Source organism: Streptomyces laculatispora (assembly GCF_017353455.1).
Classification (GTDB): domain Bacteria; phylum Actinomycetota; class Actinomycetes; order Streptomycetales; family Streptomycetaceae; genus Streptomyces; species Streptomyces laculatispora.
The window spans coordinates 1-10,488 of the sequence record NZ_JAFMPZ010000555.1 but is presented as its reverse complement, the minus strand read 5'-3'; the positions used below and the strand labels follow the sequence as shown (position 1 = coordinate 10,488).

Sequence of the window (10,488 nt, the reverse complement as noted above, 5' to 3'; positions counted from 1 at the left end):
GCGGCGGGGACGGTCAGTTGGGGGCTGTCGGTGGACAGCTTGGAGTCGCGGAGGTGTATCGCGGTGGGGCAGGGGGCGACCTGGACGCAGTCGCCGCCCTCGGAGTTGCTGTACGTGGACGTACGCCAGTCCAGGGCGGCTTCGACGCAGGCGCCGCCTTCGGAGTTGCTGTAGCTGGACTTGAACCACTGCCGGTCGTCGCTCATAACTCATCCACCATCCGCTTGATGAAATCGGCAGACCCCGCTGAACTGAGGGCCTCCATGCGGAGCATGCTAATTCGCTCGGCCTGTGTCCCAACCACTTCCGCGTCAGCAGTGAGCTGACTCATCGACGGGCCCTCCGTGAACGCCAACCGCTCGTGGTCAACGGTCTCCAGCAGCAGCATCGGCCCCAGCAAAGAGGCCGCTTTGGCCTGAGGCGTCGGCATCCGTACGCCCTGCTCCATCGACTTGATCGTGTCGGGGGCGTACTTCGCCGCCGCGCCCAGTTCCTCCCGACTGACGCCCGCCCGCGTGCGCCAGCGTTTCAGCTGGTCACCGCAGTAGCGCCAAGCCGCGGGGGGCGGGTCCTGAACTGACACAGCGGCCACCTCCAAGGGATACACATCACCGCGTATCGCAGCAGTCACTACCGAGCGTAGCCACTGCACCGGCACCGTGTAGCCATGACGCAAGCAATTCACCGCCCCGACTGGGTCCCCGCCTCCGGGCACCAACTCCGCATGAGCGGGGTTCACTTCGACACCCTGCGCATCCAGGGCATCCGGGNNCCGCGCACCGCGGGCGACCGCGCCTGGCCATTGGACGTCGAGCGGTTCGGGACCCGGCACCAGGTCGGCTACGTCGGCGTACCGGCGCTGAACGGGCACACCTGGCCGCTGATGTGGCAGTCCTGGCCCACACCGACAGCGCCCTTCGTGGACGCGGAACAGCTCTGGTCTGCCCTCGGACAGGCCGATCACCAGTGATCAGGCTGCGCCGACGATCCGGTCGCCGTACTCGATGGAGACCGTGATCTTGGCTCCCAGCGCCGACGCGTAGGTGCGCATGATCTCCAGGTTGTGGATCTCACCGCGTTCGATCTGGGAGACCCGCGCCTGGGAAATCCCGACCGCCTCGGCCACCTGCACCTGGGTGAGGCCTTGAGCCTCACGGATCTCACGCAGGCCGTGCCCCAGCACATACGCCTCGGTGGCAGCGCGTGCGACCTGCTTGCGCCCCTCCCAGTCGGCGTCGGACGCCTCGGGGTTACTCTCCCGCAGCCGGCGCTTCACGTCGGCCCAGTTGCTGTACTGAGGCATCGAACGCCTCCGTCTTCCCCGTGCCCCCGTCGACCTGGACAGGTATTCCTCGTAGCGGTTTCTCGTCTCCGCAGGCACCCCTTTGACCACACCACCAGGAGGAACCAGTGTCATACCCGCGACTGCTCACCCCCGAGGAGAAGCTCGCCGACGCGAAGAAGCTGTTGAGCCTCCCGCGTATCGTCGTGATCTGCGGCTCCACCCGCTTCATGACCGAGATGAACGAGGCCGATCTGCGGGAGACCAAAGCCGGAAAGATTGTCGTCAAACCGGGCTGTGACATGAAGTCGCCGCACGAACTCCGGTCCGATCCTGCCGAGGCCGAGGCGCTGAAGGTTCGACTCGACGATCTGCACCGGGCGAAGATCCGGCTCGCTGATGAGGTGCTCGTAGTCGGCGACTACATCGGAGACAGCACCCGAGCCGAAATCGCCTACGCCCGGTCGCTGGGCAAGCCCGTGCGGTTCACGCACCCCGAAGTCGACCCTGATGCCTGACCGCCCGCTGCCACCTCGACAACCAAGGCCGGCAGCCCGCCGCCTGACCGTCTCGCGGTGGCTTCGGCCGCCGCGCACCCCACACCCTCCGCAGGCATCCCTTGGAATTGACCATCTCAGTGGCACCGCGCTCGGGCCAGGGCCGTCCGCTACGTGACCGGGCGCAGCCCCAGCGGGCCCGCGATCTCCTCGACCATCACACGGCCGGCCTCCTCGGCCAGGTCGTCGTCGCCGGCGTCCTGGTCGGTGTCCAGGCCGTCGAGCGCCTGGAGCGGCTGGTTCAGGCGGATATGGGCGATCAGCGACTGAAGGGCACGCAGGGTGGCGGAGGCGGTGGAGCCCCAGTTGGAGAAGTAGGAGAACTGCCACCACCACAGGGCCTCGGTGGTGCGGTCCTCCTCGTAGTGGGCCAGGCCGTGGCGCAGGTCCGTGACCAGGTCGGCCAGGTCGTCGGAGATGCGGGCCGGGACCGGGGCCTTGCGGGGCTCGTACGGGTCGAAGACCTCGGAGTAGACGTCGATCGGCTCCAGCAGGACCGCGAAGCGCTCGCGCAGCCCGTCCGCGTCCGGTTCGGCGCCGAGGTCGGGCTCGTAGCGCTCGTCCGGGAGGATGTCCTCGTACGCGCCCAGCCGGCCGCCCGCCAGCAGGAGCTGGGAGACCTGGAGCAGCAGCACCGGAACGGCTTCTTCCGGCTCCTCGACCCTCGACACCTCGGTGACCGCGACGATGAACGTCTTGATCTGGTCGGCGATCTGGACCGCGAAGTCGTCGGGGTCCTGGGTGACAGTGTTCAGCGTGGCGTCAGACATCGAGGAGACCTCCCGTGGGCACGGTCGGAGACGTTGAGTAGAAGATAACTGCGCTGAACGTAAAGCCGCCGTGAGGCCCCGGACAAGAGGCCGGGGACGGAACTGGAAAGCGGGCCGGGAGGGGAACCCGCAGCGGGTCAGACATCGAGCAGACGCCTCCCCTCGAAGGCGCGGCCGAGCGTGACCTCGTCCGCGTACTCCAGGTCGCCGCCCACCGGCAGACCGCTGGCCAGCCGTGTCACCCGCAGCCCCATCGGCTTGACCATCCGCGCCAGGTACGTCGCGGTGGCCTCGCCCTCCAGGTTGGGGTCGGTCGCCAGGATCAGCTCCGTGATGGAGCCGTCGGCCAGCCGGGCCAGCAGCTCGCGGATGCGCAGATCGTCCGGACCGACGCCCTCGATGGGGCTGATCGCCCCGCCGAGTACGTGGTAACGGCCCCGGAACTCGCGGGTCCGCTCGATCGCGACGACGTCCTTCGGCTCCTCGACGACGCAGATGACCGTCAGATCGCGGCGCGGGTCGCGGCAGATCCCGCACTGCTCCTGCTGCGCCACGTTGCCGCAGATCGCGCAGAAGCGGACCTTGTCCTTGACCTCCAGGAGGGCATGGGCGAGGCGGCGCACATCCGTGGGCTCCGCCTGAAGGATGTGGAAGGCGATCCGCTGCGCGCTCTTGGGACCGACGCCGGGCAGCCTGCCCAACTCGTCGATGAGGTCCTGAACCACGCCTTCGTACAACGGAAAGCCTTTCCTGCCGCCTGGTCGGCCGCGTCGTGGTACGTACCGTAGGGGGTGCGTACCGTCTTGGGTATGTCCTTGGACATGCCCTTGGTCAGAAGGGGAGACCGGGCATGCCGCCCAGGCCCTGGGCCAGCGGGCCCAGCTTCTGCTGCTGGAGCGTCTGGGCGTTCTCGTTCGCCGCCTGGACCGCCGCGACGACGAGGTCCGCGAGCGTCTCGGTGTCCTCGGGGTCCACCGCCTTCGGGTCGATCACCAGGTTGCGCAGCTCACCGGAGCCGGTGACCGTCGCCTTGACGAGACCGCCGCCCGCCTGGCCGTCGACCTCGGTCCTGGCCAGTTCCTCCTGGGCCTCCGCGAGGTCCTGCTGCATCTTCTGGGCCTGCTGCAGCAGCTGCTGCATATTGGGCTGACCACCACCGGGAATCACTGTCACTCCAGGCATTTCGACGACAAATGTTTCGGTACGCCGAGCCTACGTGGTCCCCGGGCGGCGCGCCCCACCCACTGACGAGCAACTCTTTCGAGTGAGATTGAGTCAGCGAAGGCGGGACTCCTATACCTGATCACAGGCTCTGCGCACCCGGGAATACTGCGATTTCGACCACGCGGCCCACCATTCGGCGGTAGGAAGGGCATGCGTCCCGGTACGCGCACGCGCACCCACCGTCACGCAAGGTTACGCAGGGGGCACTGCCGGTCGCAGCGAGCCTCAGTGAGCAGAGGGCAGATATCCCGCCCATCGTCGAGGACGCGGTCGACAGCACGCGTCGTCATGCAGCATGCAGAGGAGTACCCCGGTGAGTCAGCCGGAGATGCAGCCCGAAGGGCCGCCCCGCAACGATTCCGGTGTGCCCGGTCCGGCCGGTTCCGCCCCTCCTCCCGGTACGGGCTCCGGCGCGCCGGGCCGGGATCTGACCGGAGCGCCCTTCCCGCTCGGCGACTGGGGCGAACCCGCCCAGCGGCTCGACGAGCTGTACCGCTGGGTCGAGGCCGAAGCCCTGCGCACCGCCGACTGGTACCTGTGCGACCGGGTGTGGAAGCGGCGCGGGGCCAGGGTGCTGCGGATGGGGACCGCGGCCGGTGCGGTGGCGGGCGCGGCGCTGCCGCTGCTCGATCTGACGGGGGCGCTGCACGGCGCGGCGGGCTGGGGCTATCTGTCGCTGCTGCTGGGCGCCGCGTGCATGGCGTGCGACCGGCACTTCGGCCTGACCTCGGGGTGGATAAGGAATCTCGCCACGGCACAGGCCGTGCAGCGGCGGCTCCAGGTGCTCCAGTTCGACTGGGCCTCGGAGTGCGTACGGGAGGTGCTCGGCCCGACCGAGGGGACGGCGAGCGAGGCGGCCGAGCGGTGCCTCGGCGTGCTGCGGCGGTTCTCGGAGGACGTCACGGAACTCGTGCGGTCGGAGACCGCGGACTGGATGGTGGAGTTCCGGGCCGGTCCCGCGCCGATGGGGACGCAGGCGCTGGTGTCCGGCGGCACGGGCGGCGGGCGTGCCGAGCAGGGCGCACAGCCGGGGAGGTTCCCGCTGCAGTCGATGGGCCGGCCGAACATGCCGCGGCAGCGGCCGCCGGAGTCCCCGCGATGACCGGTGATCACCGTGATTCCGGAGAGGTTCCGGCGGGGGTTCCGGCGGGCGCCTTGTCCGTCAGCCGCCCGCCGGCTCGTCCGTCAACTGAAGATGATCATTGAGCCCTGAGCGAGGCTGCGGGTGACCGCCGCGTGCAGGCCGAGCCAGACGTGGCGTTCCCGGGCGAACGGGTTGTCGTCGTACGGGACCGGGACCGCCGGTTCCTCCAGCTCGGTGGGCGCGGCGGGCGGCAGCGGGGCGGCCGGCGGGTTGGCCGGGTCGATGCCGATGGACGGGGCGACGAACTCCAGCTCCCTCAGCAGTCCGTGCGAGGAGCCGAGCGGGCCGCCACCCTCCAGCAGGTCATCGGTGGAGATCGGGTAGGCGAAGTCCAGGGGGACGTACGCCCCGGCGTGGTCGTAGTGCCACACCAGGTGCGACTGCTGGGCCGTCGGCTCGAACATCTCCAGCAACTGCTCGTAGTCGCCGCCCAGTTCGTCCACGGGCGTGACGGCGAGGCCGCTGATCTGGAGCAGATAGGCGCGGCGCAGGAAGTGCAGGGCGTCGTAGTCGAAGCCCGCGACCGGGGCCACGTCTCCGGTCAGGCCCGGCATGTAGGCGTAGACGGGTACGGGCGGCAGCCCCACCTCACCCAGCGCCTTGTCGAAGACGGCTATCTCCTCGGCGAAGGGGTTGTCGGGGCTGTGGCACAGCACATCGACGAGGGGGACCAGCCACAGGTCACAGGCCACGAAGTCTCGCTCTCCAACTGGTGCGTGCGATGGTCGGGACAGCGTAATGCGGCCGGCACGTCGCGGACAGTGGTCCCCCATGACCGACTTCGGGGACCGGTGCCGGTCAGGCTCCCGGCCGCGCCGGGTCCGCGGGTCCGGCCGCCTCGGGCGGCTGCGGTGCGTGACCGGGGTGGGCCGGGTCCCCGGCCGCCAGCCGGTCAGCCCAGCTCAGCGCGTGCCCGTTGTAGTCGTCGACCACCACGCGCAGCGCGTCGCGGTCCCGGAGCGTGACCGCGGCGACGAGGTCGGCGTGCCCGTGCCAGAGCCAGTCCCGTACGTCCGCGTCGCCGCGCAGGTACGGCACGGCGAACACCCATGCCTGGACGCGCAGCCGGTGCAGGAAGTCGCTGATGTACGTGTTGCCGGCGAGCGCGCCCAGCTCCCGCCAGAAGCGCAGGTCGTAGCCGATCAGGATGTCCAGGTCACCGCCGCGCGCCGCGCGGGCGGCCTCCTCGGCCCGGCGGCGCACGGAGACGAGCGAGTCCCGGCGCTTCAACTGCTGGGCCGGGGACGGGGGCTGCTCGCGGAAGACGTCCCGGATCACCCCGTCCATGACCAGGGTGCGGGCCTCCACCATCGCCCGGTAGTCCGCGACGGTGAACTGGTACACCCTGAATCCGCGGTGCTGATCGGATTCGAGCAGGCCCTGCGCGGAGAGATCGAACAGCGCTTCGCGGACAGGCGTCGCGGAGACGCCGTACTGCTCGGCGATCTGTTTGACGGTGAACTCCCGTCCCGGCTGAAGACGCCCCGCAAGCACCTCGTCACGCAGCGCGTCCGCGATCTGCTGCCGCAGCGTACTGCGCGTGACAGCTCCGCTCGCGCGCATGAGCGCCCCTCCCCTGTTTCGGTTTCGGCCACCTTAGACCGAGCCCGTCGGCCGCACCGGCCGGGCGGGTGCGGGGAGGGGAGGGGCGCTGTGTGCGGACGGGTGCTACACGGTGTGCTCGTCGGCCACCGACAGCGCGGCGTCGAGCGCTGCGAGCCCCTCCTTGGCCTCGGCCTCGGTGACGTTGCAGGCCGGCACGGCGTGGGTGCGGTTCATGTTGATGAACGGCCACAGGCCGTTCTTCTTCGCCGCCGCACCGAAGGCCGCCATCGGGGCGTTGTCGGCGCCCGTCGCGTTGTACGGGACCAGCGGCTCGCGGGTCTCCTTGTTGCGGACCAGTTCCAGTGCCCAGAACGCGCCGAGGCCGCGGACCTCGCCGACCGACGGGTGGTTCTCGGCCAGCTCGCGCAGACCGGGGCCGAGGACCGTCTCACCGATGCGGGTGGCGTTCTCGATGACCTTCTCGTCCTCCATCACATGGATGGTGGCGACGGCGGCGGCACAGGCCAGCGGGTGGCCGGAGTAGGTCAGCCCGCCCGGGTAGGGGCGGGTGTCGAAGGTGGCGGCGATCTCGGCGGAGATCGCGACGCCGCCGAGCGGCACGTAACCGGAGTTGACGCCCTTGGCGAAGGTCATCAGGTCCGGCACCACGTCGAAGTGGTCCGCGGCGAACCACTTTCCGGTGCGCCCGAATCCGGCCATCACCTCGTCGAGGACGAAGACGATCCCGTACCGGTCGCAGATCTCGCGGACACCGGCGAGATATCCGGGCGGCGGCGTCATGATGCCGGCCGTGCCCGGGATGGTCTCCAGAATGATCGCGGCGATGGTCGAGGGGCCCTCGTAGGCGAGGGTGTCCTGAAGGTGCTGGAGCGCGCGGGCGCACTCCTCCGCCTCGGTCTCGGCGTAGAACGGCGAACGGTAGAGGAACGGGGCCCAGAACCGGACGACGCCCGCCGAGCCGTTGTCCGACGCCCAGCGGCGCGGGTCACCGGTCAGGTTGATCGCGGTGGAGGTGGCGCCGTGGTACGAGCGGTAGGCGGAGAGCACCTTCGTACGGCCGGTGTGCAGCCGGGCCATCCGGACGGCGTTCTCGACGGCCTCGGCGCCGCCGTTGGTGAAGAAGATCTTGTCCAGGTCGCCGGGGGTGCGCTCGGCGATGAGGCGGGCGGCCTCGGAGCGCGACTCGATCGCGAAGGCGGGCGCGAAGGTCGTCATCTTCCCCGCCTGCTCCTGGATCGCGGCGACGACGGTGGGGTGCTGATAGCCGATGTTGGTGTAGACGAGACCGCTGGTGAAGTCCAGGTAGCGGTTGCCGTCGTAGTCCCAGAAATACGCCCCCTCGGCGCCGGCGACGGCGAGCGGGTCGATCAGGCCCTGGGCGGACCAGGAGTGGAACACGTGCGCGCGGTCGGCGGCCTTCACGGCCGCGCCGGCGGCGGGGTCAGCGGCGTCGGCATGACGGGGATGAGGGGTCATACGGCGAGCGTAGGCCGCGGCGGGCGCGGCCCGGTATGGCCACCTTGTATGGAGTGGGGCGTGTGGTTCGGCAGGGTGTCGGGTCCGGCGCGAGGCCCGGTGCATTGACAGTATGTTGTCGTAGCGACAGCATGTTGTCATCAGTGTTCTTCCTGCCGCGGAGGCCGCCATGACCCGCAGGACCGTGTATCTGGCCGTGTACGACACCTACGCCGACTGGGAGACCGGGCACGCCACCGCCCACCTCGCCCAGCACGGCTTCACCGTCCGGACGGTGGGCCCGACGACCGGCCCGGTCACCAGCATGGGCGGGCTGACCGTGCGCCCCGATCTGGCGCTCGCGGAGCTGCGCCCCGGGGACGGCGCACTGCTGATCCTGCCGGGCGCCGGGCTGTGGGACGCCGGCGACGAACTGGCCCCCTTCGCACGTGCCGCCCGGACCTTCCTGGACGCGGGCGTTCCGGTCGCCGCCATCTGCGGGGCGACGGCGGGGCTGGCCCGCGAGGGGCTGCTCGACGAGCGGGCGCACACGAGCGCGGTGTCCTTCTACCTGGCGGCCACCGGCTACGGGGGCGGCAAGCACTACATCGACGCGGACGCCGTCACCGACCACGGCCGTGCCGGTCACGACGGGGCCGGTTCCGGTGGGGCGCTGGTCACCGCTGGGCCGACCGAGCCGGTCGCGTTCGCCCGCGAGATCCTCGCCCTCCTCGGTGTGTTCGAGGGCGAGAAGCTCGACGCCTGGTACCGGCTCTTCCATGACTCGGACGCGAGCGCGTACGAGGTGCTCCAGGGATGAGCCGTACGGAACAGGACCGGCTGAGCCGGACCGCTCTCGGTGTCTTCCGGCTGAACGGCCAGTTCCTCTCCCTGTCGGAGGAGCTGGCCCGCCCGGCCGGGCTGACCGCCGCGTGGTGGCAGGTGCTCGGGGCGGTGCTGGCCGAACCGCTGCCCGTCTCCGGGATCGCCCGGGTCATGGGCATCACCCGGCAGGCAGTGCAGCGGATCGCCGATCTGCTGGTGGGCAAGGGGCTCGCGGAGTACGTACCGAACCCGGCCCACCGCCGCGCGAAGCTCCTGCGCCCGACCCGGGAGGGCCGCACGGCGATGTCCCGAATCGGCCCCGGCCACGCGGAGTTCGCGGCGCGGCTGTCCCGGGAGCTGGGCCCGGAGGAGTTCGCGGAAACGGTACGCGTGCTGGAACGCCTGGCCCGGGCGATGGACGCGGTGCACCACCCGAGCACGGCCGGTGCTCCGGGCCCCGCCGACGCCTGCGGCCCGCCCGGCGGTTGAGGGCACGGACCGGCCACCACCCCCCGCCGGGGCACAACCGCGCCGCTATTCTCGACCCGTTCGGCGTGTCGCCGCACGGGGGAGGACTGCACACCATGGAAAAGCTCGGCTCCGTAGATCCGCAACGCATCGGCGCCTACCGACTGCTGGGCAGACTCGGCGCTGGCGGCATGGGCCAGGTGTACCTGGCCCGCTCGGACCGCGGCCGCACCGTCGCGATCAAGCTCGTACGCGAGGAACTCGCCGAACAGCAGGAGTTCCGCGACCGGTTCAGGCGGGAGGTGATGGCCGCACGCCGCCTCGGCTCCACCTGGACCGCCCCCGTACTGGACGCCGACACCGACGCCGACGTGCCCTGGGTCGCCACCGGCTACGTCGCCGGACCGTCCCTCCAGACCACCGTCTCGGGCCGCGCGAGCACCTCGGCGGGCCCCGCCCCCGGCGCGTACGGACCACTGCCCGAGCGTTCGGTCCACATCCTGGGCAGCGGTCTCGCGCACGCCCTGCGGGCCATCCACACCGCCGGGCTCATCCACCGCGATCTCAAGCCGTCCAACATCCTGCTGACGATCGACGGCCCCCGGGTCATCGACTTCGGCATCGCCCGCGCCCTCGACACCGTCACCGACAGCGGCCTCACCCGCACCGGGGCCCTGGTCGGCTCCCCCGGCTTCATGTCGCCCGAGCAGGTGCGGGGCGAGCGGGTGACCACGGCGTGCGACGTGTTCTGTCTGGGCTCGGTGCTGGCGTACGCCTCGACCGGGCGGCTCCCGTTCGGCGACGCCGCCAGCGGGGTGCACGCGCTGCTGTTCCGGATCGCGCAGGAGGACCCGGACCTGACCGGGGTGCCGGTGGACCTCGTGGAGCTGATCCAGGACTGCCTCCGCAAGGACCCGACGGCCAGACCGGTGCCCGACGAGATCCTGGACCGGCTGGCCGAGGACAACACGTCGGAGCCCTGGCTCCCGGGCGCGCTCCTCGCCCAACTCGGCCGCCACGCCGTGGAACTGCTCGACTCGGAGGACCCGCAGGACGCGGAGGGGCCGGGGGATGCGGAGGCTCCTGAGAACGCCGCGCGCCCTGAGAACACCGCGCGCCCTGAAAGCGCGGCGCCCCCTGAGGACGCGGTCCCGCAGGACACGCCGCCCCCGCCCGCCGAACCGGCCACGTCACCGG

The 10,488-nt window shown here is 70.8% G+C and carries 14 protein-coding genes; 5 read left to right on the top strand and 9 right to left on the bottom strand.

The features are described 5' to 3' along the window. From J1C73_RS29540 to J1C73_RS29525, 3 genes are all read right to left on the bottom strand, one after another. Window positions 1–206: DUF397 domain-containing protein (locus J1C73_RS29540; RefSeq protein WP_207319059.1), on the bottom strand; the 206-nt coding region annotated here is incomplete at its 3' end. Beyond that, window positions 203–583, bottom strand: a complete 381-nt coding sequence (locus J1C73_RS29535) for a helix-turn-helix domain-containing protein (RefSeq protein ID WP_207319058.1) — start codon at window positions 581–583, stop codon at window positions 203–205. The genes J1C73_RS29540 and J1C73_RS29535, both read right to left, overlap by 4 nt. A 387-nt stretch (window positions 584–970) precedes the next feature. Then, the gene (locus tag J1C73_RS29525) at window positions 971–1,303 is read right to left on the bottom strand and encodes a helix-turn-helix domain-containing protein (RefSeq protein WP_207319056.1); all 333 of its coding nucleotides are present in this window, start codon (window positions 1,301–1,303) and stop codon (window positions 971–973) included. 107 nt (window positions 1,304–1,410) lie between these two features. Here J1C73_RS29525 and J1C73_RS29520 point away from each other — a divergent pair, with 107 nt between their 5' ends. Further along, complete coding sequence (locus J1C73_RS29520) at window positions 1,411–1,800, top strand: TIR domain-containing protein (protein WP_207319055.1); 390 nt, start codon at window positions 1,411–1,413, stop codon at window positions 1,798–1,800. Between the two features lie 149 nt (window positions 1,801–1,949). On the opposite strand, the gene J1C73_RS29515 is transcribed toward J1C73_RS29520, so the two are convergent. The 3 genes from J1C73_RS29515 to J1C73_RS29505 form a co-directional block, all read right to left on the bottom strand. Beyond that, on the bottom strand, window positions 1,950–2,609 hold the full coding sequence (locus tag J1C73_RS29515) for a DUF5063 domain-containing protein (protein WP_207319054.1): 660 nt from the start codon (window positions 2,607–2,609) through the stop codon (window positions 1,950–1,952). A gap of 137 nt (window positions 2,610–2,746) precedes the next feature. After that, window positions 2,747–3,346: a recombination mediator RecR gene (gene recR / locus J1C73_RS29510; protein WP_123460165.1), complete on the bottom strand. Its 600-nt coding sequence runs from the start codon at window positions 3,344–3,346 to the stop codon at window positions 2,747–2,749. Window positions 3,347–3,440: 94 nt separating this feature from the next. After that, window positions 3,441–3,776, bottom strand: a complete 336-nt coding sequence (locus J1C73_RS29505; RefSeq protein ID WP_123460166.1) for a YbaB/EbfC family nucleoid-associated protein — start codon at window positions 3,774–3,776, stop codon at window positions 3,441–3,443. Window positions 3,777–4,161: 385 nt separating this feature from the next. On the opposite strand from J1C73_RS29505, the gene J1C73_RS29500 reads away from it, so the two are divergent. Then, a complete protein-coding gene (locus J1C73_RS29500; RefSeq protein ID WP_207319060.1) occupies window positions 4,162–4,935 on the top strand; it encodes an SLATT domain-containing protein in 774 nt (257 codons plus the stop codon). Between the two features lie 83 nt (window positions 4,936–5,018). Here the strand turns inward: J1C73_RS29500 and J1C73_RS29495 are convergent, their stop codons facing one another. The 3 genes from J1C73_RS29495 to J1C73_RS29485 form a co-directional block, all read right to left on the bottom strand. Beyond that, window positions 5,019–5,669 carry a putative DNA-mimic protein gene (locus J1C73_RS29495; RefSeq protein ID WP_207319053.1) on the bottom strand — a complete coding sequence of 217 codons (651 nt, stop codon included), beginning with the start codon at window positions 5,667–5,669 and terminating at the stop codon, window positions 5,019–5,021. A 106-nt stretch (window positions 5,670–5,775) separates the two neighbouring features. Next, window positions 5,776–6,540, bottom strand: coding sequence for a GntR family transcriptional regulator (locus J1C73_RS29490; protein ID WP_207319052.1), 765 nt, complete (start codon window positions 6,538–6,540; stop codon window positions 5,776–5,778). Between the two features lie 105 nt (window positions 6,541–6,645). Beyond that, window positions 6,646–8,019 (bottom strand): aspartate aminotransferase family protein, encoded by a 1,374-nt coding sequence (locus J1C73_RS29485; RefSeq protein WP_207319051.1) that lies wholly within the window; start codon window positions 8,017–8,019, stop codon window positions 6,646–6,648. A gap of 169 nt (window positions 8,020–8,188) precedes the next feature. Between J1C73_RS29485 and J1C73_RS29480 the strand changes: the two genes are divergently transcribed. From J1C73_RS29480 to J1C73_RS29470, 3 genes are all read left to right on the top strand, one after another. Further along, window positions 8,189–8,818, top strand: a complete 630-nt coding sequence (locus J1C73_RS29480) for a DJ-1/PfpI family protein (protein ID WP_207319050.1) — start codon at window positions 8,189–8,191, stop codon at window positions 8,816–8,818. Then, window positions 8,815–9,312, top strand: a complete 498-nt coding sequence (locus J1C73_RS29475) for a MarR family winged helix-turn-helix transcriptional regulator (protein WP_207319049.1) — start codon at window positions 8,815–8,817, stop codon at window positions 9,310–9,312. Before J1C73_RS29480 ends, J1C73_RS29475 begins: the two co-directional genes overlap by 4 nt. A 95-nt stretch (window positions 9,313–9,407) precedes the next feature. Then, window positions 9,408–10,488: serine/threonine-protein kinase (locus tag J1C73_RS29470; protein ID WP_207319048.1), on the top strand; the 1,081-nt coding region annotated here is incomplete at its 3' end.